27 protein-coding genes and 1 tRNA gene are annotated in these 26016 nt (G+C 63.7%); 19 read left to right on the top strand and 9 right to left on the bottom strand.

All coding sequences use genetic code 11. The features are described from left to right. Positions 1-76 precede the first annotated feature (76 nt). Positions 77-286, bottom strand: a complete 210-nt coding sequence (locus LB533_RS23865) for a DUF2061 domain-containing protein (protein WP_140639631.1) — start codon at positions 284-286, stop codon at positions 77-79. 219 nt (positions 287-505) lie between these two features. After that, positions 506-2167, bottom strand: coding sequence for a Na/Pi cotransporter family protein (locus LB533_RS23860; protein WP_140639630.1), 1662 nt, complete (start codon positions 2165-2167; stop codon positions 506-508). A gap of 388 nt (positions 2168-2555) precedes the next feature. Here LB533_RS23860 and LB533_RS23855 point away from each other — a divergent pair, with 388 nt between their 5' ends. The 9 genes from LB533_RS23855 (at position 2556) to LB533_RS23815 (ending at position 11148) form a co-directional block, all read left to right on the top strand. Then, positions 2556-2936 (top strand): RcnB family protein, encoded by a 381-nt coding sequence (locus LB533_RS23855; RefSeq protein ID WP_140639629.1) that lies wholly within the window; start codon positions 2556-2558, stop codon positions 2934-2936. A gap of 141 nt (positions 2937-3077) precedes the next feature. Further along, entirely contained in the window at positions 3078-5012 is a 1935-nt protein-coding gene (dnaG, locus tag LB533_RS23850) for a DNA primase (protein WP_140639628.1), read from the top strand. 520 nt (positions 5013-5532) lie between these two features. Beyond that, the gene (gene rpoD / locus LB533_RS23845) at positions 5533-7557 is read left to right on the top strand and encodes an RNA polymerase sigma factor RpoD (protein ID WP_140495911.1); all 2025 of its coding nucleotides are present in this window, start codon (positions 5533-5535) and stop codon (positions 7555-7557) included. Positions 7558-7768: 211 nt separating this feature from the next. After that, positions 7769-8062, top strand: a complete 294-nt coding sequence (locus LB533_RS23840) for a GYD domain-containing protein (RefSeq protein ID WP_140639627.1) — start codon at positions 7769-7771, stop codon at positions 8060-8062. Between the two features lie 106 nt (positions 8063-8168). Next, positions 8169-8438, top strand: coding sequence for a DUF333 domain-containing protein (locus LB533_RS23835; RefSeq protein WP_140639626.1), 270 nt, complete (start codon positions 8169-8171; stop codon positions 8436-8438). A gap of 36 nt (positions 8439-8474) precedes the next feature. Beyond that, complete coding sequence (locus tag LB533_RS23830; protein ID WP_224678348.1) at positions 8475-9533, top strand: DMT family transporter; 1059 nt, start codon at positions 8475-8477, stop codon at positions 9531-9533. A gap of 3 nt (positions 9534-9536) precedes the next feature. Continuing rightward, entirely contained in the window at positions 9537-9917 is a 381-nt protein-coding gene (locus LB533_RS23825) for a thiol-disulfide oxidoreductase DCC family protein (RefSeq protein ID WP_181169356.1), read from the top strand. Positions 9918-10066: 149 nt separating this feature from the next. Continuing rightward, positions 10067-10744, top strand: a complete 678-nt coding sequence (locus tag LB533_RS23820; RefSeq protein ID WP_140639624.1) for a PadR family transcriptional regulator — start codon at positions 10067-10069, stop codon at positions 10742-10744. A gap of 110 nt (positions 10745-10854) precedes the next feature. Continuing rightward, positions 10855-11148, top strand: a complete 294-nt coding sequence (locus LB533_RS23815) for an HlyU family transcriptional regulator (protein ID WP_140495907.1) — start codon at positions 10855-10857, stop codon at positions 11146-11148. A 77-nt stretch (positions 11149-11225) separates the two neighbouring features. Here LB533_RS23815 and LB533_RS23810 read toward each other — a convergent pair whose 3' ends face one another. Both LB533_RS23810 and LB533_RS23805 read right to left on the bottom strand, forming a co-directional pair. Beyond that, positions 11226-12428 carry an MFS transporter gene (locus LB533_RS23810; protein ID WP_140639623.1) on the bottom strand — a complete coding sequence of 401 codons (1203 nt, stop codon included), beginning with the start codon at positions 12426-12428 and terminating at the stop codon, positions 11226-11228. A 147-nt stretch (positions 12429-12575) separates the two neighbouring features. After that, positions 12576-13034, bottom strand: coding sequence for an Lrp/AsnC family transcriptional regulator (locus LB533_RS23805; protein ID WP_224678373.1), 459 nt, complete (start codon positions 13032-13034; stop codon positions 12576-12578). Between the two features lie 170 nt (positions 13035-13204). On the opposite strand from LB533_RS23805, the gene LB533_RS23800 reads away from it, so the two are divergent. Together LB533_RS23800 and LB533_RS23795 are read left to right on the top strand one after the other, a co-directional pair. Then, positions 13205-13942: an AzlC family ABC transporter permease gene (locus LB533_RS23800; RefSeq protein WP_224678347.1), complete on the top strand. Its 738-nt coding sequence runs from the start codon at positions 13205-13207 to the stop codon at positions 13940-13942. Further along, complete coding sequence (locus LB533_RS23795) at positions 13939-14238, top strand: AzlD family protein (RefSeq protein WP_224678346.1); 300 nt, start codon at positions 13939-13941, stop codon at positions 14236-14238. Before LB533_RS23800 ends, LB533_RS23795 begins: the two co-directional genes overlap by 4 nt. A gap of 53 nt (positions 14239-14291) precedes the next feature. Here LB533_RS23795 and LB533_RS23790 read toward each other — a convergent pair whose 3' ends face one another. Next, positions 14292-14927 carry an FMN-dependent NADH-azoreductase gene (locus tag LB533_RS23790; RefSeq protein ID WP_224678345.1) on the bottom strand — a complete coding sequence of 212 codons (636 nt, stop codon included), beginning with the start codon at positions 14925-14927 and terminating at the stop codon, positions 14292-14294. Between the two features lie 108 nt (positions 14928-15035). Here LB533_RS23790 and LB533_RS23785 point away from each other — a divergent pair, with 108 nt between their 5' ends. Further along, complete coding sequence (locus LB533_RS23785) at positions 15036-15989, top strand: LysR family transcriptional regulator (protein WP_224624101.1); 954 nt, start codon at positions 15036-15038, stop codon at positions 15987-15989. Positions 15990-16033: 44 nt separating this feature from the next. Here LB533_RS23785 and LB533_RS23780 read toward each other — a convergent pair whose 3' ends face one another. Beyond that, positions 16034-16627, bottom strand: coding sequence for a TetR/AcrR family transcriptional regulator (locus tag LB533_RS23780; RefSeq protein WP_224678344.1), 594 nt, complete (start codon positions 16625-16627; stop codon positions 16034-16036). A gap of 66 nt (positions 16628-16693) precedes the next feature. Between LB533_RS23780 and LB533_RS23775 the strand changes: the two genes are divergently transcribed. Then, positions 16694-17119 carry a VOC family protein gene (locus tag LB533_RS23775; protein ID WP_224678343.1) on the top strand — a complete coding sequence of 142 codons (426 nt, stop codon included), beginning with the start codon at positions 16694-16696 and terminating at the stop codon, positions 17117-17119. 10 nt (positions 17120-17129) lie between these two features. On the opposite strand, the gene LB533_RS23770 is transcribed toward LB533_RS23775, so the two are convergent. Beyond that, positions 17130-18080 carry a S1C family serine protease gene (locus LB533_RS23770; protein ID WP_140639617.1) on the bottom strand — a complete coding sequence of 317 codons (951 nt, stop codon included), beginning with the start codon at positions 18078-18080 and terminating at the stop codon, positions 17130-17132. A gap of 168 nt (positions 18081-18248) precedes the next feature. Between LB533_RS23770 and LB533_RS23765 the strand changes: the two genes are divergently transcribed. From LB533_RS23765 to LB533_RS23755, 3 genes are all read left to right on the top strand, one after another. Next, positions 18249-19121, top strand: coding sequence for a S1C family serine protease (locus LB533_RS23765; protein WP_140639616.1), 873 nt, complete (start codon positions 18249-18251; stop codon positions 19119-19121). 8 nt (positions 19122-19129) lie between these two features. Further along, on the top strand, positions 19130-19810 hold the full coding sequence (locus LB533_RS23760; RefSeq protein ID WP_224678342.1) for a helix-turn-helix transcriptional regulator: 681 nt from the start codon (positions 19130-19132) through the stop codon (positions 19808-19810). 183 nt (positions 19811-19993) lie between these two features. After that, a complete protein-coding gene (locus tag LB533_RS23755) occupies positions 19994-20860 on the top strand; it encodes an SDR family oxidoreductase (protein WP_224678341.1) in 867 nt (288 codons plus the stop codon). Positions 20861-21224: 364 nt separating this feature from the next. On the opposite strand, the gene LB533_RS23750 is transcribed toward LB533_RS23755, so the two are convergent. Then, positions 21225-23339, bottom strand: coding sequence for an OmpA family protein (locus LB533_RS23750; protein ID WP_224678340.1), 2115 nt, complete (start codon positions 23337-23339; stop codon positions 21225-21227). A gap of 197 nt (positions 23340-23536) precedes the next feature. On the opposite strand from LB533_RS23750, the gene LB533_RS23745 reads away from it, so the two are divergent. After that, a complete protein-coding gene (locus LB533_RS23745) occupies positions 23537-23983 on the top strand; it encodes a YcgN family cysteine cluster protein (RefSeq protein WP_140639840.1) in 447 nt (148 codons plus the stop codon). A gap of 280 nt (positions 23984-24263) precedes the next feature. Next, positions 24264-24620 carry a hypothetical protein gene (locus LB533_RS23740; protein WP_140495893.1) on the top strand — a complete coding sequence of 119 codons (357 nt, stop codon included), beginning with the start codon at positions 24264-24266 and terminating at the stop codon, positions 24618-24620. A gap of 288 nt (positions 24621-24908) precedes the next feature. On the opposite strand, the gene LB533_RS23735 is transcribed toward LB533_RS23740, so the two are convergent. Further along, entirely contained in the window at positions 24909-25619 is a 711-nt protein-coding gene (locus LB533_RS23735) for an SIMPL domain-containing protein (protein WP_224678339.1), read from the bottom strand. 146 nt (positions 25620-25765) lie between these two features. Between LB533_RS23735 and LB533_RS23730 the strand changes: the two genes are divergently transcribed. Continuing rightward, positions 25766-25841, top strand: a tRNA-Ile gene (locus LB533_RS23730). Positions 25842-26016: the final 175 nt, after the last annotated feature.

The following is a 26016-nucleotide window of genomic DNA, read 5'->3' as shown; positions in this document are numbered from 1 at the left end:
GCCTCAAACCACGGATGCGCGCTGCCGGCAATCCAGAAATTTTTGTCGCCGCTTTAGCTTTTCTTGATCCCCGGGTTCAGAACGGGCTCTTGCGTCCATAAGGAATCTTCAGCCATGCCCGCTCATGAAAATAATAGAGCAGCGACTTGGTGAAGACTTCTGTCACGCCGATGGCGGCCGCCAGCTTGATGCTTCCGGTCACCACCAGCGAGATGATCATCGTATCGATGGTGCCGGTCACGCGCCACGAAAGCGCCTTGGCGAAACTGCGCGAATGGGTGTCCATCGATCTCCTCCGAAAGCTTTGGCTGATATGCCTAGCCCGAGCGATGGAAACGCGGCAATGGCAATTTTGCCGCCGAAGGACCGACGCCATGCAATTCTGCCGCAATACAATTTTCCGGCAGAGTGCGGCGCTCGTCCCTCTGCCCTTGTTTGTCGGGAAGTGGCGTCGCAAAGCGAGGTCGGATGAGGATGTTCCCCAAAGAGGGGGGAGTGTTGTTGATCAGCTCGCCTTCAACCTGGATCCGCCGAGAAGGCCGCGTTCTTCCAGCACGGGATAGGCCATCGAAGCCAGCAGCGAGTTGATCTGTTTGAGATCCCGGATGGTGTCGAGGTGGATCGAACTGGTCTCGACGCTTTTGGCAGTGCCTTCGCGCAGCCGCAGGAAATGGCTGGCGCTGGTCTCTTTTTCGGCGTCACGCAGTCGTTCCTTCTCCAGCACCAATTGACGCGCCGTCTCGGCATCGCGCGACACCAGCACGTTGAAGGCAAGCCGCGCATTGGCGAGCACCGAGGCGTGGAAGGCGCACAACTCGCTCCAGCCCTCGTCGGTGAATTCCAACCCACGGTCGAACTTCTTCTTCACGTGCACCAGCATGTTGCGTACGATGATGTCGCCGACCTGCTCCAGCTTGACACAGGCGCCGATCAGTTCCTGGCAGCGCAACGCCTCGTCCTCGGTGAGCGGGTTCTTGGTGACCTTGGCGAGGTAGAGCTTGATCGCCGCGTGCTTGCGGTCGACGCGGTCGTCAAGGGCGGCCAGCGCCTTGATCTTGTCGGCATCGGCGTTCTCGTAGAGCTCGATGATGCGCTTGAGCATGATCTCGACCGTCTCGCAGACCCGCACCACCTCGCGGGTGGCATTGGCCAGCGCCTGGCTCGGCACGTCGAGTGCGCTTTCGTTGAGCGCCGAGAGTTCGACCACGTCAAGCGTGGCGGCTGGCGCCTTGGTGCCGAGCGCCACGATTTTCTCCGAGGCGCGGTAAACGAGACCCGCCAGCGGCAGGCCGGCGAGCAGGATCAGCACATTGAACAGGATGTGGGCATTGACGATCTGGTCCGCTGCCGTCGCGCCAAGGAACGCGAAATGCGGCCTGAAGATCATGACCAGGATCAGCATGACCAGCGAGCCAAGCCCGCGCATCAAGAGGTTGCCGATCGGCACGACGCGCACTTCCGGGCCGGAGGAGCGGGTCAGCATGGGCGCGATGATCGACGAACCGAGATTGACGCCCAGGATAAGGACGACGCCGAGTTCGGGCGTGATCAGGCCGCGGCCCGCCAGCGTCGCCATCAACAGGACCGCGGCGATGCTCGATTGGAATAGCCAGGTGATCAGCGCCGCCAGCAGATAGGCGGTGATGGAATCGCCGGAGAAGTAATTGATGATGACCGGCATCAACTGGCTGTTGCGCAGCGGCTCGGATGCCTGACCGATCATTTCCAGCGACAGGATCAAAAGGCCGATGCCGACCAGGATGCGACCGGTCTGGCGCCAGTCGCGCCGCTCGGTGGCCATGAACATGACCGTGCCGGTGATCAGGCAAAGCGGCACCAGCAGCGTGAGATCGAAGGTGAGCAGCTTGACCACCAGGGCCGAACCGATCTCGGCGCCACGGACGGCCAGTTGCCCGGCCGCGCCCGAGACAATGCCGGAGCCCGCGAAGGAGCCGACCAGCAGCGTGACGGCGGTGGAGCTCTGCAGCGCTATAGCGAGGCCGGTGCCGGCCAGCACCGCCATGACAGGATTGCGCATTGTGGCGCGCAGCTTGTGGCGCAGCACGTCGCCATAGGCGCGCTCGACGCCGGTCTTCACCATGCGCGTGGCAAACAGCATCAGCGCCACGGCGCCGGCCAGATGCAGAAGAACCACGGAGCCGCTCATTGCGGCGCACCGATACTGATGAGGCCGGCGACACGGGCAGCGCGGCGGCCGGGGGGAAGAGGAGAGGTGCGAATCATGATCATGGCGTTGGCCGATAATAGCTCGAATATTTTAGCCGGATAATAAAAATTTGTCGATTTCAAGGGCTCCCCGCGCGCGACGGGGCGTGTCGGAGAATGGACGGATGCCGAAATGGTTGCATGCCTCGCCGCCCTGAGGCCGCGGATCGGCCGGTGTTGCCGCCCGCCCTTCGCCCGGAATTTGCGAGGACGTTCAACCAATCGGCGTAAAGCTTCGAATTTATTACGGAATTGTAATGTTCATGTTCAGTTTCGGTTCATTCTTCGACGGCTATTTCTGCGGCATCGACAACCAAGGAGATTCCTTCATGAAACGCATTGTTCTTTCCGGTCTTGCTTTCTCGATGCTGGCCGCCACGTCCCTGACGGGCCAGGCCGCACCGCTCAATGCGCCGGTCGCCCCGCAGTCGAACTATACCAATGTCGACTGGCAGAAGCCCACCAACCGGGATGTCAGGAAGCGCGTCATCCAGAAGCGCATCATTCAAAAGAAGGTCGTCGTGAAGCGGAACAACTGGCGCAATGGCCAGAAATATTCCGGCTGGCGGCAGCATCAGCCGGTCCGTGATTATGGTCGCTACGGCCTGCATCGTCCCGGCCGTGGCCAGGAATGGATCCGCGTCGGCAACGACTATGTGCTGGTCGGCGTCCTCTCCGGCATCATCTTTGGCGCCATCGCTGCGCAGTAAAGTCCCGATAGTGCCAGACTGGAGGAAGGGCGGCCCGCAACGGCCGCCTTTTCTTTTGCCCTGTGGAAACCGGGCATCGTCAGCATTAGGGGTCGCCGGATTTCGCGGGCATGATTATATGGGGGATAAACGAGTTCCCCAATGCGCTTTCCGCCCGCCTTCCTCGACGAGATACGCGATCGCGTGCCGATTTCGCAGGTCATCGGCCAGCGCGTCGCCTGGGATCGCAAGAAGACCAATGCGTCGCGCGGCGATTATTGGGCCTGCTGCCCGTTTCATGGCGAGAAGAGCCCGTCCTTCCATTGCGAGGACAAGAAGGGCCGCTATCATTGTTTCGGCTGCTCGGTCTCGGGCGATCACTTCAAGTTCCTGACCGAACTTGACGGACTGAGCTTTCCCGAGGCGGTCGAGAAGATCGCAGACATGGCCGGCGTGCCGATGCCGGTTCGCGACGTGCAGGAGGAGCGGCGCGAGAAGGAACGCGCCAGCCTTACCGACGTCATGGAAATGGCGACTGCCTTTTTCCAGGAGCGGCTTCAGGGCGCGGAGGGCGCCAAGGCCCGTGCGTATCTGCGCGACCGCGGACTGACGCCAGCGACGCAGCATGCGTTCCGGCTGGGCTATGCGCCCGACAGCCGCAATGCGCTGAAGGAGCATCTGGCCGCAAAGGGCGTGCCGAAGGCCGATATCGAGGCCTGTGGGCTGGTGCGCCATGGCGACGACATTCCGGTCTCCTATGACTGGTTCCGCGACCGCATCATGTTCCCGATTCCGGATTCGCGTGGCAAGATCATCGCTTTCGGCGGGCGAGCGCTGGCGCCGGATGCGCTTGCCAAATACATGAACTCGCCCGATACCGAGCTCTTCCACAAGGGCAACGTGCTCTACAATTTCGCCCGCGCGCGAAAAGCGCTGGCCAAGGGCGGCACGGTCATCGCCGTCGAAGGCTATATGGATGTCATCGCATTGGTGCAGGCCGGCTTCGAGAACGTCGTGGCGCCACTCGGCACGGCGCTTACCGAAAACCAACTCGAACTGTTGTGGCGTATGGCCGCCGAGCCGGTGCTGTGCTTCGACGGCGACAAGGCCGGGCTGAAGGCGGCATGGCGGGCCGCCGACATGGTGCTGCCCGTAGTCCAGGCCGGGCGCACGGCGCGCTTCGCGCTGCTGCCGGAAGGCAAGGATCCCGACGACCTGGTCAAGGCGGAGGGGCCGGATGCCTTCCGCGCCGTGCTGGCGGAAGCGCGTCCTCTTGCCGATCTGTTATGGATGCGCGAGACGGCGGGCGGCGTCTTCGACACGCCGGAGCGGCGGGCCGAACTGGAGAAGCGGCTGCGCGAACTGACCAGCCGCATCCGTGATGAAAGCCTGCGATATCACTACCAGCAGGAGATGCGCGAGCGCGTGCTGAGCTTCTTCGGTTCTCAGCGCGGAACGCGGCAAGGTCGTCCGGACTGGAAACCGGGGCAGGGCAAGGCGCCGGCTCCCGGCGGACAATTCGCCAAGGCCGGCGGTGGTCGCATCGCCATCACGGAAAGCCTCGGCCAGTCCGCACTGGTCAAGCGCGGCAACGAAGGAATGTCGGTGCGCGAAGCGACGATCATCGTAGCACTGGTCAACCACCCGGCGCTGATCGACGAGAATTTCGCCCATGTCGAGTTCCTTGATCTCGCCAACTCCGAGCTGAGGCGGTTGCACGGCGCCATCCTCGACGCGATGGCGCATGACATGGCCAATGACCGCCACGCCGTGGTGGCGACGATCGAGCGCGCCGGCTGCGCCGAGATCTGGGAGCGTGCCGTCGGCCTGATCAGGCGGGCGCGGCAGTGGCCGGCGCTGGAGACGGCAGCGCTCGAGGATGCCCGCGACGCTCTGAACCAGGCGCTGCACTTGCAGCGCAGCGCGCGCACCTTACATAAGGAGCTGAAACAGGCGGAAGCGGCGATGGATGCGGATCCTTCGGACGAGAATTTCCGCCATCTGATCGAAATTCAGGCGCAATTTCGGGATGTTCAAGCGACGGAAGCGCTGATCGAAGGCTTCGGTGTTTCGTCGGGCAGGGCTGGTCGGGCCTGAAGGATGGTTCCGAAAAGCGGGACCCGGTTTTCGGGAACGATCATACTCCAGCAGAAGAAAGGCGGAGCTCATTCCGGCCCGAGGGTTGGGAGGGCTCGTGCCAGCAAGTGCAGGAATGACGGCGTTGTCATGGGTCTTCTAGAGCCGGACCGCGCTAAGTCGGGTAATTGATTCGCTTTTTTCATGCGAATCATGCGAGAGGCGCTTGACCTTCCGGCAGAATGGCGGAATCAGGACGATTCGAAACGTTAACCCGCACCCGCGTCGACGGGAAAAGCAGCGATGTGAGGTCTTGGTCACTGGACAGGCAGCCAGCCTGCCACAGATATCAGGGTTAATCTGGACTTAATGCATGTCGCCCAAAAATGGAAACCGGTTTTGGGCGACGACAGGGCACCAACAAAGAGATGATGCAGTTATTGGCCCGGTGAAGCGCGTTGCAAAAGCGAGCCCAGCCGATTTGACCGGTCCGACAGCTTGCGCGGCCTTGATGTCGGGCTGCTAGGAGAAGATAAAGACTATGGCGACAAAGGAAAAGGAAGAGGTCGAGACCGAACGCGAAGGCGCCACCGATGGCCCTCTGCTCGACCTTTCCGATGATGCTGTCAAGAAGATGATCAAGGCCGCCAAGAAGCGCGGCTATGTCACCATGGACGAGCTGAATTCGGTGCTGCCCTCCGAGGAAGTGACCTCCGAGCAGATCGAGGACACGATGGCGATGCTGTCCGACATGGGCATCAACGTCGTCGAGGACGACGAGCAGGGCGAAGAGGCCGAGGCCGGCGACACCGCGGCGGATGCCGAGGAAGACGCCAACGAACTGGCCGAGCAGACCGGCACCGCCGTCGCCGCCACAACCACGAAGAAAGAGCCGACCGACCGCACCGACGATCCGGTGCGCATGTACCTGCGCGAAATGGGTTCGGTCGAGTTGTTGTCGCGCGAGGGCGAAATCGCCATCGCCAAGCGCATCGAGGCCGGCCGCGAGACGATGATCGCGGGCCTGTGCGAAAGCCCGCTAACCTTCCAGGCCATCATCATCTGGCGCGACGAACTCAACGAATCCAAGATCCTGCTGCGCGAGATCATCGACCTCGAAGCCACCTATGCCGGCCCCGAGGCCAAGCAGGCGCCGGTGGTGGAGCGCGTCGAGGAAGCGCCCAAGGTCGAGGAAAAGCCGCGCCGCGGACGCGACGATGAAGACGACATCACCAATGTCGGCGCTGACACGCGCGGCATCGGGGATGACGACGAGGAGGACGAGGACGAGGCCAGCCTGTCGCTGGCGGCAATGGAAGCCGAGCTGCGCCCGCAGGTCATGGAAACGCTCGACGTCATCGCCGACACCTACAAGAAGCTGCGCAAGCTGCAGGATCAGCAGGTCGAGAACCGGCTGGCCGCGGCCGGCACGCTGTCGCCCAGCCAGGACCGCCGCTTGAAGGAGCTGAAGGACCAGCTCATCAAGGCGGTGAAGTCGCTGTCGCTCAACACGGCGCGTATCGAGGCGCTGGTCGAGCAGCTTTACGACATCAACAAGCGCCTGGTGCAGAACGAGGGCAAGCTATTGCGTCTCGCCGAAAGCTATGGCGTGCGCCGCGAGGAGTTCCTGAAGGAATATCAGGGCTCCGAGCTCGACCCGAACTGGACGCGCTCGATCGCCAATCTGACCTCGCGCGGCTGGAAGGAGTTCACCAAGAACGAGAAGGACGCGATCAGGGATCTGCGCGCCGAGATCCAGAATCTGGCTACGGAAACGGCCATCTCGATCCTGGAATTCCGCAAGATCGTCAACCAGGTGCAGAAGGGCGAGCGCGAAGCGGCGATCGCCAAGAAGGAAATGGTCGAGGCCAATCTGCGCCTCGTCATCTCCATCGCCAAGAAGTACACCAATCGCGGCCTGCAGTTCCTCGACCTGATCCAGGAAGGCAATATCGGCCTGATGAAGGCCGTCGACAAATTCGAGTATCGCCGCGGCTACAAGTTCTCGACCTACGCGACATGGTGGATCAGGCAGGCGATCACGCGTTCGATCGCCGACCAGGCGCGCACCATCCGCATTCCGGTGCACATGATCGAGACGATCAACAAGATAGTACGTACCTCGCGCCAGATGCTGCACGAGATCGGCCGCGAGCCGACGCCGGAGGAACTGGCCGAGAAGCTCGCAATGCCACTCGAAAAAGTGCGAAAGGTGCTGAAGATCGCCAAGGAGCCGATCTCGCTCGAAACGCCGGTCGGCGACGAGGAGGATTCGCATCTGGGCGACTTCATCGAGGACAAGATGGCGATCCTGCCGATCGACGCGGCGATCCAGGCCAATCTGCGCGAGACCACCACGCGCGTGCTCGCCTCGCTGACACCGCGTGAGGAGCGTGTGCTGCGTATGCGCTTCGGCATCGGCATGAACACCGACCATACGCTCGAGGAAGTCGGCCAGCAGTTCTCGGTCACCCGCGAGCGTATCCGCCAGATCGAAGCCAAGGCGTTGCGCAAGCTCAAGCACCCGAGCCGCTCGCGCAAGCTGCGCAGTTTCCTCGACAGCTGAGATCTGCCAATCCTATTGACGAAAAAAGGGCGCCATCGGCGCCCTTTTTCTTTGGCGGTGTTCGCCCTTGCGGCCCATGCCCTTGGGGAGGATAATTTCGGGTCGGATGCATTTCTGGGCGACAACCCCGGAAGCCAAGCCCTGGCCGAGGCCGTGTCGACAAGCCCACGGCCTGCGTGCCGTGCTCCGTGGCCCCGGAGGGAGGTGTGCCATGACGACTTACATCGTGCTGATGAACTGGACCGATCAGGGCGCCAAGAACGTGCGCGACTCGCCCAAGCGTCTCGACGCCGCCAGGAAGCAGCTGGGCGAGATGGGGGGATCGTTCAAGTCGTTCTACCTGACCATGGGGGAATTCGACATGGTGGCGGTGGTCGAAGCGCCCGACGATGCGGTGCTGGCGCGTTTCGCGCTGATGCTGGCCGCGGGCGGCAACGTCAAGTCACGAACGCTGAAGGCTTTCCCGGAGCTTGCTTACCGCGAGATCATCTCGTCGCTTGAATGATCCAAATCGGCAGGTGTCTGAAGTCGATGACCAGGTGTCGGCTCGACGGCACCTGGCCGTAAGACAGCACGCTTGGCCGTGATAGAATGCGGCCAGGGAGATCGCGATGATCAAAACCTCGATTTTGGCTGTCAGCCTTGCCTTGATGTCATTGATGCCGATCGGTGCCTTATCCGCCCCGCGGAAACAGGTCGGCATGGCCAATCCCGCATCGGTCCATTGCGCACAGATTGGCGGACGCCTGACGATCAGGAAGGACAAGGCCGGCAACCAATATGGGTTTTGCGACCTGCCCAACGGGCGTCTTTGCGAGGAATGGGCACTGTTTCGCGACAACAAATGCGTCGGGCCGAAGGCCGTCATGCGCCGCAAGTGATGAAGGCACACGAGATGCGGTGTGATAGGGTGGGGCATGTCTGATCCGCATTCCCATCTATGGCCCGGCGTTCCGCTGGCGCTTGGTTCCGCCGCTTTGTTCGGAGCAGCGCCGCCGCTTGCCAAGCTGCTGCTCGACAGCGTCGATCCTTTCATGCTGGCCGGTCTGCTCTATCTCGGCGCTGGTGTCGGCCTGACCTTGTACCGGATGCTGCGCCGTCCGCGGGCTGACGCCGGCGAGGCACAGCTCCAGCGCAAGGACGTTGCCTGGCTGGCGTTGGCCATTGGCATGGGTGGCGTCGTCGCGCCCGTACTGCTGATGTTCGGCCTGTCGCTTAATGCCGCATCGAGTTCGGCGTTGCTGCTCAATCTCGAAGGGCTGGCAACAATGGCGATCGCCTGGCTCGTCTATCGCGAGAATGTCGACCGGCGCCTGCTTTTCGGTGCCTTCGCCATTCTCGCTGGCGCCGTTTTGCTTTCGTGGCAAGGCAATGGCGTCACTTTCAACCTCGGCGCATTGCTGGTCGCCGGAGCGTGCCTGGCATGGGGGCTGGACAACAATTTCACGAGTCGGATATCGGCCACCGACCCGGTGGTGATCGCCATGCTGAAGGGGCTGGTGGCCGGTGCCGTCAATGTCGGCCTGGCGTTGATCGGCGGCGCCTCGTTTCCCGCCGCGCTGATTGTCGCCTCGGCGGCGGCTGTCGGTTTCTTTGGCATCGGCGTCAGCCTGGTGATGTTTATCCTGGGGCTGCGCCATCTCGGTACGGCGCGCACCGGAGCCTATTATTCGCTGGCGCCGTTCATCGGTGCCTTGCTGGCGATCGTCATGCTCGGCGATCCCATGACGCTGAAGCTGGCGGTCGCCGGATTCCTGATGGGCATCGGGCTCTGGCTGCATTTGTCCGAACGCCACGATCACGCGCATGAGCATGAGGCGATGGAGCATGAGCACAGCCATGTACATGACGAGCACCACCAGCATCATCATGAGGGGCCGGTCACGGAGCCGCATTCGCACGTGCACCGGCATGTGCCGCTGCGCCACAAGCATCCGCACTATCCGGATCTGCACCACCGGCACGATCACGGCTGACACATGTCCAGGCCTGTGCTGACCGTCTGGTACAACACGCGCTGCCCGGTCTGCGATGCCGGCATCGGCAGGCAGAAGCGGCGGCTGGTCGAGGCGGTCAAGGCCGGTCGGATCGAATTTCGTGACATCAACCTGGAGCCGGACGCGCTTGCCCGGCACGGGGCCGCGCTGGAGGACATCCGGCGCCGGCTGCATGCCACCGATGCGGATGGCCGACTGCTGGTCGGCGCCGATGTCGCCGTCGCCGTGTGGCAGGCGACGCCGGGCGAAGGCTGGCTGGCGAGCCTGTTCGGCAACCCGATCGCCTTGCCGCTGACCCGCCTTGCCTATGACCGTTTCGCCGACGTGCTCTATGCCTGGAACCGGCGCAAGGGCCGCTGGTAACAGAAGCTCTCTGCTTAGAGCGAAACGGCCCGGCGGTAAAATCGGCCTGGAGGACGCCGCGTTCAGATACATCGTAAGATATATCTTGACTGTGCCGGCTGAGGCGGCTAATTAAGATATATCGTAAGATAGATCTAAAGGAGCAATCGATGCACAAACAAAATCATTTCGGACATGGCCGTTTCGGCGAACGCATGTTTATGCACATGGCCGGCAAATTTGCCGGCAGAGGGGGCGGCGGCTTTGGCCCGTTCGGCCATGGCAGGGACGGCGGACGCGGCGGCCCGGGCGACATGTTCCGCGCTGGGCGCATGCTGGCTGACGGCGACCTCAAGCTGATCACGCTGTCGCTGCTGGCCGAGGCGCCACGCCATGGCTATGACATCATCAAGGCCTTGGAGGAGCGCACCAGCGGCATATACAGCCCGAGCCCGGGCGTGGTCTACCCGACGCTAACCTTCCTGGAAGAGGCAGGCTATGCCGTGTCCTCGAGCGAAGGCAACAAGAAGGTGTTTTCGATCACCGAGGCCGGGCAGGCACATCTTGCCGACAACCGTGAGATGATCGAGGGCGTGCTAGACCATCTCGAGCGCTTCGGCCGCAAGATGGCCAAGGCGCGCGACTGGTTCGGCTGGAACGACGATAGCGAGGACCGGCGCGGCAGCCGAGGCGGCCGTTCGGAAAAGCGCGACGAATTCCGTGCGCTGCGTCACCGGCTGCGCGCCGCGCTGAGCGACATCGTCGATGCGCCGGCGGACAAGCAGGCCGAGGCGATGAGCATCCTCGAAGACGCCGCCGCGGCGCTCGAAGCGCTGTCGCGCAAATAACCGGCTTCGCTCCAACCGGCACGGCCCTTGCCCGTTCAAGCAAGGAGCGATAGTGAAATTCATCCTGCGCCACACTATGGTGCGGGATGAATGCTGTTGGAGGAAGCTCGATGTCTTTTCTGAAGCGTCTTTTCGGCGGTGGCGGTGATGAAGCGGCCGAGCCAAAGAGCGCCGCACCGGCCAAGCAGGTGGAGCACAAGGGTTTCACGATCAGCGCCACGCCCTACAAGGCCGATGGCCAGTACCAGACCTGCGGCGTCGTCTCCAAGGACGTCGACGGCGTCCTGAAGGAACACAGATTCATCCGCGCCGATCGCTTCGCCGGGTTGGACGACGCCGTCGACATCTCGATTAAGAAGGGCATCCAGCTCGTCGACGAGCAGGGCGAGCGGATGTTCGGGTAGACCGCCGACGAACGGCTCAAGAATTCCAGAGATCCGAGGGCCGGTCCAGATATGGGCCGGCCCTTTCGTTTGCTCCGCTATGCCGGCTGCAACGCTCTGCGCGGCAGTGGCGGGAAGGCGATGGCGATGCCCGCCGCACCCAGCCCGATGAGGGCTGAACCGATGAACAGCCAATGGTAGTTGGCGTAGGCGTCGAACACCATGCCGCCGGCGAGCGGGCCGAGCGCCATGCCGAGGCTGGACAGCATGGTGGCGGCGCCGAACACGGTGCCCAGGATCCGCTGGCCGAAATATTCGCGCGCCAGCACTGCGTATAGGGGCATGACGCCACCATAGGTGGCGCCGAAGATGACGGCCAGCATATAGAACTGGTCGAGCTGACTGATCGAGAGATAGGCGGCGATCACCACAGCCTGGATCAACAAGCCGGCGATCAGCACCGGCTTGACGCCAAGCCTGTCGGCGAGCACGCCATAGAGCAGACGCCCGCCAAGCCCGGCAAGGCCCTCGACGCTGTAGATCGAGACGGCGGCCATGGGTGCCACGCCGCACAGCATGGCATAGCTGACCATGTGGAAAATCGGCCCCGAATGCGCCGCGCAGCAGGCGAAGAAGGTCAGTCCCAGCACGATGAATTGCGGCGAGCGCAGCGCTTGGCCGACGCTCAGGCCGGCGCCCTCGGCAACCGGCGAGGAGCCAGTGTCGGTCACGACAGGCTTCGGTGGCTGGCGCACCAAAAGCACCGCCGGCAGGAGCAGCACCCAAGCCATGATGCCAATGTCGAACATGGCGGTGCGCCATTCATAGGCTGAGATCAGCCAGCGGGCGAAGGGCGAGATCGTCATCGGCGCGACGCCCATGCCGGCCGAGACCAGCGACACGGCAAGGCCGCGATTGGTGTCGAACCAGCCTGTTGTAAGCGCGATCATGGGCGCGAAGAAGGCGCTGGCCGCGAGCCCGACGAGCACGCCAAAGGTGATCTGGAAGATGACAAGCGAGCCCGCGCGGCTGGCCAGCACCAACGCCAGGCCGAGAAGCACCGCGCCGATCGTGACCACGATGCGGGCGCCGAAGCGGTCCGACAGCGCGCCCCAGGCGAAACCGCCAAGGCCCATGACCAGGAAATTGAGCGTCATGGCGCTCGATATGCCGGCGCGTGACCAACCGGTATCGAGCGCCATCGGCTCGAGGAAGATCGCCAGCGAAAACATCGTGCCGATGGCGACACAGGACATCAGCGCGCCGGCCGCGACAATGACCCAACGATAGGAAAGGTTCATGGTTTTCTCCCATGCCGTAAGGCATTTGTTGTGCGGCACGGCCTGACTTGGCCTGCCGCTTGCGTCCGAAGGACGCCGGCGCCGGTGCCAATCCTACAATCCGGTTGCATTTTTTATCCAGTCCGAGATGGAGCCATTTCCCGGCGCCTAGATCGGCAGTTCCGATGTGTATTTGATGGTCTGGCTGGGAACGTCGGTCTTGACGTTCTGCACGCCCCTGATGCGGCTGAGATGTTCCGACTGGAAGCGGCGGTAGTCGTCGATGCCGGCCGCCACCACACGCACCATGGCGTCGCAGTCGCCGAGCATCAGATAACATTCCATCACCTGCGGCAGCTTGGCCACTTCGGTGGCGAAATGCTCGATCGTGTCTTCGTCCTGCGCTTTCAGCCAGATGCGGGTGAAGAAGGTCAGGCCCTTGCCGATGCGGGCCGGGTTGAGCACGGCAACATAGCGGTCGATGATGCCGGCTTCTTCCAGAAGCTTCACGCGCCGTAGGCAAGGCGAGGGTGACAGGCCGACCTCATTGGCAAGATCATTGTTGGCCATGCGGCCATCGCGCTGCAGCGCTCGCAGGATCCGCTTGTCGATCTCGTCGAGCTTCATGGCGATGAATTCCATTTTCCTGTCGATATGTAACAGTGAATGCCAAAATCGGGCGAAAGACAACCATCTTCGCAACCAAATTGCGGAGAGGTGTGGTTATATTTGCCGCCGACATCACGAGATTTCCAACGCAGGGCAGGGGCGGCCGTGAGGCCGGCCCATGGCAGGACATGAGCATTTCACAGGCAGTCGAAGCAGCCGGCACTGGGTTGGGATCGGAGTTTCGCCGGGGCGTGGCCTCCTGCGCGCCGGTGCTGTTCGGCACCATCCCCTATGCGCTGGTGCTTGGCGCCCAGGCCACGCAGAAGGGGCTCAGCACCGTCGAGCTGTCGCTGCTGACGGGACTTAACTTCGCTGGCGGCTCGGAATTCGCGGCGATCCAACTGTGGACGTCGCCGCCGCATGTCCTGCTCATCGTCGCCATTACCTTCCTGGTCAACAGCCGCCATCTCCTGATGGGGGCGGCACTGGCGCCGTTCCTGCGCGACCTGCCGCGGCGCAAGGTGTTTTCCGCGCTGTTCTTCATGTGCGACGAAAGCTGGGCGCTCGGCCTGGCCGACGCCAAACGGCGCGCCGCCGACGGCGTCGCGCCAGCCTTCAGCCCGCGCTACTATATGGGCGCGGCATTGGCGATGTACCTGACCTGGGTGGCCTTCACCACAATTGGCGCCTTGCTCGGCCCGGTGCTAGGCGACGCCGAGACCTACGGCTTCGACATGGCGTTCGCGGCCGTCTTCCTGGTACTGCTGCGCGGCATGTGGAAGGGCGTTGCCGCTGCGCGGCCGTGGCTGGTCAGTCTGATCATCGCGGCGCTGACCTACCTTTTCGTTCCCGGCGCCTGGTATGTAGCGGCGGGCGCGCTGGCGGGGCTGGTCTCGGCCTGGCTGTTGTGGAGGGATGAGGCATGATCGACGCGCAGACGCTTCTCACCATCGTGCTGATGGCGGGTGTCACGTACCTCAGCCGCGTCGGCGGCTATGTCGTGCTGCGCAATCGGGTGCTCAGCGCGCGGGCAACGGCCGTAATGGAGGCGGCGCCCGGTTGCGTGCTGATCTCGGTGATCGCGCCGGTCTTCGTATCGAAAAATCCAGCGGATCTTCTGGCCCTGGCCGTCACGCTGATTGCCGCCACGCGATTTTCGATGCTGCCGACCGTGCTGATCGGGGTCGCTTCGGCGGGACTGCTGCGGCACATCATTGGATAGGCCAAAAAGGCAGGCGCGGGCGCCTGCCTTCGACCCAGGCGGCAATCAGAGCTTTACGCGGCTGCCGCGACATCCCGGCTGGCAGCCACCACGGCGTCGACCTTGGCGGTTGCCTTGGCGAGCGCTTCGCTGACTGCGTCAGGACCCTTGGCGACGCCTTCGATGCGGATGACGTCGACGTCGGTCATGCCGATGAAGCCGAGCACCGAGCGCAGATAGGGAACGGCGTGATCGAACTGCACGGCCTCGCCTTCCGAGTAGATGCCGCCGGATGCCAACACGATATAGACCTTCTTGCCGGTGACGAGGCCCTTGGGGCCATTTTCGCCGTAAGCAAAGGTTTTGCCGGAACGGGCGACATGGTCGAGCCAGGACTTCAGCGTCGAGGAGATGTTGAAGTTGATGAAGCCGGTGGCCAAGATCACCGTGTCGGCGGCGAACAGTTCGTCCAGCACGGCGTCGGAGACCCCGACCACTTCCGCTTGGCGCGGCGTGCGGGATTCAGCCGGCGTGTAGATGCCGGTCGCATAATCGGTGTCGATATGCGGCAGCGGGTTGGCGACGAGGTCGCGCACGACAAGCGTGTTCGACGGGTCGGCGGCGAGCAGCTTCTGAGCGAATTCGGTGGCGATACGGGTCGAGTGCGAGGCAGCGCCGCGCGGGCTCGACGTGACGAGAAGAATGGACATGACGGGTCTCTCCAGTGGAATTGGGTTGTCCCGCTACATATGAGCTTTCTACCCATCAGATAAACTGGTATATTTTCTATACGATCCATCCATCAATTAGATACAATGATGCAACCTAACCCGACACTCGACCAGCTTCAGATCCTCGTGGCCGTTGCCGACACCGGAAGTTTTTCCGCCGCCGGCCGCAAGCTCAACCGGGCGCAATCCGTCATCAGCTACGGCATCGCCAATCTCGAGGCGCAACTCGGGCTGAAGCTGTTCGAGCGCGAAGGCACGCGGGAGCCGCAACTGACCGAGATCGGCCGCGCGATGCTGGAAGATGCGCGGCGGATGGTCGGCGTGCTGCAGCGTATCCGCTCGCGCGTCGACGGCCATCATCACGGGCTGGAGGCCGAAGTGGCACTGTCGGTCGATGCGGCGTTGCCTTCACCCGTGCTGGTGCGGGTGCTCAAGGCGTTCGAAGCGCAGTTTCCGACCGTGATGCTGCGTCTGCATATCGGCACGCTCGGCCTTATCCCCGACCATGTTGTCGGTGGCCAGGCCGATCTCGGCATCGGCGGCCTGCTGGGCGATGTCGACGTCCACCTGGTGCGCATAGGCTTCATGTCGATAGTGCTGGCTGCCGCGCCCAGCCACCCGCTGGCGCTGCTACCCAAACCGGTGGCGATCGAGGATGCGCGCGAACACACGCAGCTTGTCGTCACTGACCAGTCCGAGCGTACCAAGGGGCGCGACTATGGTGTCTTCGCGTATCGCACGTGGCGGCTTACGGATGTGCGCACCAAGCACACGCTGATGCGCGACGGGCTTGGCTGGGGCGGGCTGCCGCGCTGGCTGATCGCTGACGATCTGGCCAGCGGCCGGCTGGTGGAACTCGACCTGGAACCGTTCAGCGAGGTGCGCTCGCCGCTCTATGCCATGCACCGCGCCGACCGCAGCCCGAAGCCGGCGGCGGCCTGGCTGATCGAGCAGTTCAAGCGTCAGCTCGGCTGCTTCAACGAGTTCGAGCCGGGCGAAGTGCCGGATGAAGAGCCGGAAATTTCCAACGCGCAGTTTTGATTCGAACTTTTGCCCGGCGGTTACATCAGGCGAGGAGCCTCGGATCAGGCGCGGGACAAGCCATCGATTAGTGCCGTGAGAACGTTGCGGTAGTCTTCGGCCGAACCACCCGCCTCGATGGCAAGTGCCGCGCGGTCGAAGGCGGCGGCGAGCAGGGCGGTCGTGGCTTCGGCCGGAAGCTTCTTCATCGTCCGCGCCCGCATCGCCGCGACCAGCCCTTCGCGCAGCGAACGGTTGCCGTGGCGGTTGTCGATGGCGTCCATTTCGGCGCGGCCGAGCACGGCCGGACCGTCGAGCAGCAGGAGCCGCGTGCGGCCGGGCGCGCGCATGGCGGCAAGATAGGCGTCGGAGCCGGCAATGAGCGCGTCGCGGGCATTGAGCGAAGGCGGCGCGGCGCCTTCGATCTCCCGCGCCACCGCCTCTGCCTCCTGCTCGACGACAGCGCCAAACAGCGCCTGCTTGTCGGAGAAGTGGTGGTAGAGCGCCCCCCGCGTCACGCCGGCCGCGGCGACGATCTCTGGTGTGCCGGTCTCGGCGTAGGATTTTTCGATGAACAGTTTTCGCGCTGCGGCGATCAGATCGGCTCGTGTCGCCTCGGTGCGGTCACGGTTGGAACGGCGCGCTGATCTCTGTTGCATACATACAGCCTGTATGTTAATTCAATTTACATGCAGACTGTATGTTGCTTGACGGGAGAAGGAAAGATGAAGACGACCAGCTATTATCCGGTGCTGATGACCGGGGACGTTGCCGGCACAGCGGCGTTCTATGTCGAACATTTCGCCTTCCGGCCGCTGTTTACGAGCGACTGGTACGTGCATCTGCAATCGGTGGGGAGCAAGCGCGTCAATCTCGGCATCGTGCAAGGCGACCATGAGACGATCCCGGAAGAGGGACGAGGTCGGAGCTCGGGCCTGCTGATCAACTTCGAAGTCCGTGATCCCGATGCGGTCTATGAGCGGGTCACAGCCGCCGGCCTGCCCATCCTTCGGTCACTGCGCGACGAGCCTTTTGGCCAGCGCCATTTCATCACCAGGGACCCCAACGGCGTCCTGATCGATGTCATCAAGCCTATCCCACCCAGCGAGGAATTCCTGGCGCAGTATGCGCAGGGTGCAGTGAGCGCCTGAGTGGCAACCCTCAACCAGCCCGTGCCACTGGCATCACCGTCACCTGGCTGACACCGGTGCGGCGCACGACCGTGCACCGCGTCTCGCGGCCGATCCGCTCGGCGTCGAGCAAACGTACCAGGTCGTCGACGCCGGTGACCGGTCGGCCGTCTATCGCGGCGACGATATCGCCTTCCGTGAGGCCGGCCTTGGCCGCCGGGCCTTCCTTCTCGACGCCGCGCAGCCGAACCGCAGTCTTGCTCGACACTTGTGACAGAAGGGCCGCGCGACGGGGCAGGTTGACGGTGTCGGCCGACACCCCGATGAAGGCGCGGCGCACGCGACCGAAGCGGATGATCTCCGAAATGACGAAGTTGGCGGTGTTGGAGGCGACGGCAAAGGCAATGCCTTGCGCGCCATGGATCATGGCGGTGTTGACGCCGATCACCTCGCCCGCCGAGGACACCAGCGGCCCGCCGGAATTGCCGGGATTGAGCGCGGCATCGGTCTGGATGACATCGTCGATCAGCCGCCCGGTGGAAGCGCGCATAGAGCGGCCAAGTGCTGAGACGACGCCGGAGGTGACGGTCCATTCGAAGCCGAGCGGGTTGCCGATGGCAATGGCGATCTGGCCGCGCCGCAGCCGCTTGGAATCGCCAAGGGGCGCGACATCGGCAAAGCTGCCGTCGGCGCGCACCAGCGCGATGTCGGTATCGGCGTCGCGGCCGAGCACGCGTCCTTCGCTGGAGGCGCCGTCAGGCATAGACACGCGCACCGTTTTCGCATCGCCGACGACGTGGAAGTTGGTGACGACGAGCCCGTCATGCGCAATGACGAAGCCCGAACCATGCCCGCCCTGACCACCGATACGCTCGATGCGGCAGACGGCCGGGCCGATGCGGTCGACGGCGTCGGCCACCGTCGTCGAATAAGCGTCGAGCAGCGCGTCGTCGGATTGGAATTTGGCGGCAGCGACGGCCATTGGCAGGCTCCATGTTTTCAGGCGCAACGATGACTATATGTGCGGAGCGGCTTCATCCGCCGCGACCTGACCAGATGGCCAGTCGTCCGGCCGACTAGCCGTCAGGCGAGTATCTCCAAGCGCGCTGCCGCGCGATATCTGGGGCATGGATGAACCCAGGAGACCGTTATGAGCGAATTCAATCTAAGTGCCTTTTCGGAAGCCGTTGCCGATCTGGCAGCCAAGGCGGCGCCGGCGACCGCGAGCTTCACCACGCACCATCATCGCACGGCGAGCGCTTTCCACTGGCGCGACGGCTATTTCGTTGCCGCCGAGGAAGCCGTCGAGGCCGGCGAGGAGATCGAGCTGACGCTGGCTTCGGGCGAGACGGTGAAGGCCGATCTTGTCGGCCGCGATCCCTCGACTGGCGTCGCCCTGCTCAAGCCGGCCGGTGCCGTCAATGCTGCGCCGTTGGCCAAGGCGGATGCGGTGCGGCCCGGCAATATTGCCGTCGCCATCGGCAACAGCCGGGGTTCGGCGCTGGCGGTTTCAGGCTCGGTCGGCGAGGTCGGCCCGGCCTGGCGCTCGATGCGCGGCGGCACCATCGACCGGCGCATCAACCTGGCGGTGGGCGCCGGCGGCCGTTTCGAGGGCGGCCCGGTGCTCGATGCCAAGGGCGCGCTTATCGGCATGCTGTTGTTCGGGCCGCGCGGCCGCGCGCTGGTCATGCCTTACGAGACGATCGAGCGAGCGGTCGCCACGCTGCGCGAGAAAGGCCATGTCGCCCGCGGCTATCTCGGCGCCGGCCTGCATCCGATCCGCGACGGCGAGGCCCGCGGCGCCATCGTCATGAGCCTTGACGAGAACGGTCCGGCCAAGGCCGCCGGCCTTTCCCTCGGCGACATCATCGTCGCCTGGAACGGCGAGGCGGTGAGCGGCCCGCGCGAGCTGATCCGCAGACTCGGCCCCGACAGCGCCGGAGCTTCGGTGACGCTCGGTGTCGTGCGCGGCGGAGAACAGCGCGACGTGACGCTGACGATCGGCGAAAAGCCGCTCAGTTGAGAGGATTAATGGACGCGATCGCGACAGGCGAGATAACGCAAAGCGGCACCGGCGAGCGGCAGCTGGTCGTGCTGGTCGCGCTCGGTGATGTCGCGCGCGCCGAGCGCCTGTCCGCGTCGCTTGCCGCGACCGACGATCTGCTGCCGGTGACGCCGGGCAGCAGCGAAGCGGTCGATGTCGCCATCGTCGACGACACCGTCGGCCCCACGGGTGCGGGAACAGGGAAGGGCGACGCCGTTCCCGCCGCGACCTCGCGGGTGCTGTTGTCTTCGCAGGCCGGCCTGGCACGGCCGCAGGGGCAGGTGTTCGCCGTGCTGCCGATGGCGGCGGATGCAATGCTGATTGCGGCCGCCGCCAGGCTGGCGGCGGCTGGCTACCGCGTCTTTGGCGACAGCGGGTCCGTTCCGGGCCGCCGCGACGATTTCCACGGCGGCGATATTGGCGGCGACGGTCTTTTCGACGAGGAGCATCCCGACGAGCATGCCGCCCGCCCGGCGCTGTCGCCGCGAGAAGCGGAAGTGCTGGCGCTGCTGGCCGAAGGCGCGCCCAACAAGGTGATCGCGCGGCGGCTCGACATTTCCGTTCACACGGCGAAGTTCCATGTCGCCGCGATCCTGATCAAATTGGGCGCTGCCAACCGCACCGATGCCATCGCCATTGCGATGCGGCAGGGGCTGGTGCTGGTCTAGGGTGACGTCTCAGCCAGAATTTGACGATCAACGTCAAAGTCAGCGCTCTTATAGCTCCAGGTCATTTACAGCGGCAAGGAACGGACCCTCCGCAGCGTCACCGTCGCCCGCTGCCGCAAGCTCTTGTATCCGGAACCGCCACAGGCAAGGATCGCGCTGCGAGACAATGCAAACGGAGGAAAAATGTCGCTCAAGGGAAAGACGCTGTTCATCTCCGGCGGGTCGCGCGGCATCGGGCTGGCGATCGCTTTGCGCGCCGCGCGCGACGGCGCCAATGTGACGATCGCGGCCAAGACCGCCGAACCGCATCCGAAGCTGCCGGGCACGATCTACACCGCCGCTGAAGAGATCGAGCAAGCCGGCGGCAGGGCGCTGCCGGTTCTGTGCGACATTCGCGAGGAGGCGCAAGTGGCCGAAGCGGTGTCCAAGACGGTCGAAAAATTCGGCGGCATCGATATCTGCGTCAACAATGCCAGCGCCATCCAGCTTACCGGCACGCTGCAAACCGACATGAAGCGTTACGACCTGATGCACCAGATCAACACGCGCGGCACGTTTCTCGTTTCCAAAATGTGCATTCCGCACCTGAAGTTGGCCGGGAACCCTCATATCCTGAATCTGGCGCCGCCGCTCGACATGAAGGCCAAGTGGTTCAAGAACCATGTCGCCTACACAATGGCCAAGTTCGGCATGTCCATGTGCACGCTGGGCATGAGCGCGGAGTTCGCCAAGGACGACATCGCGGTCAATTCGCTGTGGCCGATCTCGACCATCGATACCGCGGCGGTGCGCAATCTGCTGGGCGGCGCGACGGTGGCCGCGATGAGCCGTTCCCCGGACATCATGGCCGATGCCGCGCATGCAATCTTCATGCGGCCATCGCGCGAAGCGACCGGCAATTTCTACATCGACGAGGAAGTGCTGCGCGCCGAGGGGATCAGCGATTTTTCGGTCTATGCGCCGGGTGCGGCCGGGCCGCTGGCCGGCGATTTTTTTGTCCCGGACGAGGTGTTTGCCAATTCCGACACGAAGATCAGGACGGCTTTCTAAAAGATGTATCGAGGCGCAATTCCGGATGGAACTCGGTTTCAGACTTTCCTGGATCTGCTCTGAGCAAAAAGCCCCGCCGGAGAGGGCCGGCGGGGCTCAGTGCGTCCCGCTGGAGTCGGGACGGGGCAGGGAACGCCCGATCCTGAATCTGGGTAGGCTACCTCGTGATTCAATGAGCGGGATCTGACGCCAGGACAATTCTTGTTGAACTTGGGCCGTTGCCCGCGATCTCGCCCATCCCGGTTTCGCCGGGATGGGCCTTTTACCGATCTGATTCCGGAAGCCCGCTCAAGCGTCTGGAAATGCAGACATTTGATGGATCATGATCTTTTCCGAAAGCCGGTTTCCAGCTTCCCGACCATGGTCAGTTGTTGCTCGCCACCGGCGCCACCAGCGAGGTGATGCGGCGGATGGCGACACGCCGGTTCTCGCGGTTGGGGCCTGAGGTGTCGACCTTCAGATATTCCTCGCCATAGCCCTGGGTGGTCAGGTTTTCAGGCGGTATGCCGAAGGCGTTGGTCAGCGCTTCGGCCACCGCTTCGGCGCGGCGGTCCGACAGAGCGAGGTTCGCCTCCGGTGTGCCGACAGCGTCGGTGTGGCCTTCGATCAGGAAGGTCTCGGCCGGGTTCTTCTTCAACAGCTTCTCCATGGCCGTGGCGACACCCTCGAGCTTCTGCACCTCGGCATCGGAGATCGAGGAAGAGCCGAATTCGAAGTTCAGCGTGTCAAGATCGATGCGTCGGGCAATGTCGCGCACCCGTGCGGAACGCTTGACCTCGTTGATCGAATAGAGGCGCTGCACCTTCTCCACGGGCGGCTGCTCGAGGAAGGTATAGTAGTCGTCAGGGCTTTCGACCTCTTCGGAATCGAGGATGTAGTCCCGGCGCGGAATGGTCAGCCGCATCGGTGGCAGGTCGTCGCCCGGATCGCGCCAATCGTTATCGTCGTCGTAGCTTCGTTCGTCGACATAGCTCAACACATACTCATGGCCATCGGGCATGATACGCGACCGCTGGATGATGTCGCCGTAGCGGTTGCGGATGGTGACGATCTGCACGCCGTTGTCACGCTCGACCGTTTCGCGCGTGCGGCCTTGCGACAGATCCTCATAGTAGACATCCCTGGCGCCGCGGGTCAGGCGCGGCCGGTCACTGCTCTGAACGTATGTCTGATCGTTGAGCTGGATGATGACGCGATCGCCGATCTCCTTGAGCACGTCGACACCCTTGGGGCGGCGGCGGTCGCGGATGTTCTCGTCCGGTGCGCGCTCGAGGCGTTTGCCCTTCTCCTCGGTAACCGGAACGATTTTTTCCGGTTTGATCTCCTGCTGGGCAGCTCTATCGTCGGTCGGAGGCGGGCCCTGGTCGACGGGAGCGACCGCGGGCTGGCGGCCCTGAGCACCACCCTGCTGGGCGTTTTGCCCGCCATTCTGCTGCTCACCGTTTTGCTGCTCGCCATTCTGGTTGGCGGGGTTTCTGCCGGCCTGGCCGTTCTCGCCGCGGCCGCGACGCCGGGCATCCTTCTGGCTGTCGAGAATGGGGGCAGCGTTCTTGTCGGCGGGCGTCTCGGCCTGCTCGGGGTTTTGCCCCTGGACAGGCGCGGCCCTGCCCGCACTGGGCTGTTCACCCGTGGCCGGCTGCTCGCCCGTTGCAGGCTGCCTGCCGGTTTGCTCCTGTTCGCCATTGGCCGGCTGCTCGCCAGCCGGTTGCCTGCCGTTCTTTTTCCTCTTGTCCTGGGGTTGTTCGCCCTGGGCTGCCGGCCGCTCGCCTGAGGGTGCCGGTTCTGCCTTGGGTGCCTCCGCGGCAGGTGCTTCCTTCGGTGTCGGCACGGCGCTGGGCTCGGCCTGCTGCTCCTGTTTGCGCTTCTTGCGCTGGTTGTCGTTGGCAGGTTCCGTTTGGACCGCCGGCGCCTGCTCGGCCGGTGCCTGTTCGGTCTGCTGTTGCTGGTCGCGCTTCTTCCTGCGCGGTTGCTGTTCCTCGGTGGCGGGTGCTGCCTCACCGGCTGGCGCCTGCTCGGTCTGCTGTTGCTGGTCGCGCTTCTTCCTGCGCGGCTGCTGTTCCTCGACGGCGGGCGCGGCTTCACGGGCGGGCGCCTGTTCGACCTGCTGCTGGTCGCGCTTCTTCCTGCGCGGCTGTTGTTCCTCGATGGCGGGCGCGGCTTCACCGGCGGGCGCCTGCTCGACCTGCTGCTGGTCGCGCTTCTTCCTGCGTGGCTGCTGTTCCTCGGCGGCTGGCGCGGGCTGCTGTGCGGGTGCCTGTTCGGTCTGCTGTTGTTGCTGATCGCGCTTCTTCTTGCGTGGCAGTTCCTGGTCGCTCTGCTGTGCATCAGTCTGCGTGTCCTGGGCCAGGACCAGCGGCATTGCGCTGTCTCGCATGGGGCCGAACGCGGCACTTCCCTGAAGCGGGGATGCGCCCAACGGCGCGGATGCCATCAGCAGGCCGAGTGCGGTGCCTGCCAGAATCCGTGGTTGGCGTTTCATCGAAATTCTCCTTGTGGGGTCCCATCCTTGCCGAAACCGATTTTAACGAAATTGGTTCCGGCAGCTCATGGTTAGGGTCCGTACGGGGCGATTGGCCGGCCTTTTGAAGGCAACTTCATGTCTTTCGACGGGGTTGCCGCCCCATTCCAGCCCTTGCCGTGCTTGACCTTCGCGGCGGCTGGGGCCACATGCCGGAGATGGAAACGCCGTTCTGGAAAACAAAGACGCTGGAAGCAATGAGCCCGGCCGAGTGGGAATCGCTCTGCGACGGCTGCGGCAAATGCTGCCTGTCGAAGCTCGAGGACGAGGATACTGGTGACATCTACTGGACCAGCGTCGGCTGCCGCCTGTTCGACGCGCAGAGCTGCCGCTGTTCGGACTATCACAATCGGCTGGCGCGCGTTCCCGATTGTGTCGGGCTGACGCCGCAAAATGTACGCACCATCAGCTGGCTGCCCAGCACCTGCGCCTACCGACTGGTCGCGGAGGGGCGCGATCTCTACTGGTGGCACCGGCTGGTGTCGGGCAGTGCCGAGACGGTGCATGAGGCCGGCATGTCGATGCGGGGCCGGGTCAAGGCCAGCGAGACGGACTTGGCCCAGCCGGACGATTATTTCGACTATATGCTCGACGACGAGCCATAAGCTCGCATCGGGACGACGAGCCATAAGCTCGCACCGGGACGAGGAACCATAGCTAGCATCGGTATGCCGAGCCCTGAGGCCGGTGTCCGCAAGGCGCGCAGGAACCAGGAACCTGCGAGACGTTTGGGGCACATCGTTGGAAAACCGGCAGAAGCTTCCTTTTTCCGCCACATGAACCGCCGATGAACGGCGGGTTCGTAAATAGTTCAGACAGGCGGGTGCATTCTCCATCATCGATTTCAAGAGGACGGGCGATAGCCCGCAACAAGGAGAGAAGACCATGTTCAACACGGTGAAAACGGCAGCCCTTTCGGCACTCGTCGGCCTCGGCACGCTGGCGGCCGTTCCCGCCCATGCCGACAGCCTTTACCTGGGCTTCGGCAACAACAACGATCCTCGCTTCGGCGTCTATGCCGGCGACGACGGCTATCGCCACCGCCGTGATGAACGCCGCGACGACTGGCGCCGCGGCTGTTCGCCCGACTGGGCCCTGAATAAGGCCGAACGCATGGGGCTGCACCGTGCCCGCATCGTCGACGTCAGCCGCCGCACGGTCAAGGTGATGGGCCGCCAGTATGGCGACCGCGTCGTCATCGTGTTCGCCAATGAGCGTGGTTGCCCGATCATCAACCGCTGAGCCTCTTAAGGCGCGACCTTCTGCGAGGGTTGGTAGCGGCATGATCTCTGCGGGTCAGTCGGCAGACACCACCCTCTGCGAAGATCGGTCCTTTTAGGATCAGACACGATCTTCTGCGAAGGTCGGTCTGGCGACATAATCCTGTCAGGATCAGTCTGGAGTAGTGGAGCCGCTTTCCTTCGGGAAGAATGCGGCTCAAAAAACCCCGCGGGAGCGATCCCGCGGGGTTTTTCATGTACCACGGCGGACGGTTCAGGGCCGGGCTCGGCCATGGACCACCGAAGGCGCTTATTTCAGTTCGAAGGTAACGGTGACCTGGACATTGTAGGCGTTCTCGCCGGCCTGCACCGGAGCAGCACCGACGGCCGCGTCGAAGGCCTTGGCGTTGATCGGGATCGGTGGCGGCGCGATGTTCTGGTCAGTGATCTCGATCACTCGGCCTATGCTGACGCCGGCAGCTTCCGCCAGCGTCTTGGCCTTGGCCATGGCGTCGGCCACCGCCTTTTTGCGCGCTTCGGCGACGGTGGCAGCCGGATTGTCGTTGGTGAAGACGATGCCGCCGCCCTGGTTGACGCCCAGCGACACCGCCTTGTCGAGGATCTCACCGGTCTTGTCGACGTCGCGCACGCGCACCGACAGCGTGTTGGTTACCTGGTAGGCAATCAATTCGGCCTCCTGGCCGCCGTCGGGCTTGTTTGTGTAGTTATAGCGCGGATTGATCTGGATGCCCGCGGTCTGGAGGTCGCGGTCCTTGATGCCGGCCGACTTCATCGCGGCGATCACGGCGGCCATGGCGTCGTTGTTGGCATCCAGTGCGGCGCGCGCCGTCTTGGCTTCGCGCATGACGCTGAGCGTCAGGACCGCCAGGTCGGGCGCTACAGTCGCCGCCCCTTCGCCCGACACCACGATACGGGGCGGTGTCGGCGACTCAGCGGCCGCTGCCAGCGCCGGAAAGGCGATGGCGGCGGCGAGTGCGAGGGGCAAAAGAGGTCTGGTCATGAAAATCTCCTCGGGTAAGCATATCCGCGCCCAGCGGGCGCACGCGGCTCCTTAGGGCGCGATTATGGGCTGATTTGGACGATCGTGACCAGCGGTGCCGGAAAGCCTTGTGTCGCGATGCGAAAAACATTAATCCAGCCCGCGTGGGGCCTGTAGCTCAATGGTTAGAGCCGGCGGCTCATAACCGCTTGGTTGGGGGTTCGAGTCCCTCCGGGCCCACCATTCAGTCCGCCAGTTTTGGCGTTCTTTCGACGGTCTCAGAATAGTGGCGACATTTCCGTAGGTTAGCGGCGCCATCGCGGCAACGCTTGGCGGAGACGCCGCCGTCTAGGCCCAGAATGCCCCGGATTTGCGGCCTCGTCTCTCTAGGCCCATTTCCGTAGCCAACTGTTTGGAA

The organism is Mesorhizobium sp. BR1-1-13, from assembly GCF_020165515.1.
Taxonomy (GTDB): domain Bacteria; phylum Pseudomonadota; class Alphaproteobacteria; order Rhizobiales; family Rhizobiaceae; genus Mesorhizobium.
Note: the sequence above shows the minus strand (reverse complement) of the source record. Positions and strands in the feature narration are given on the sequence as shown.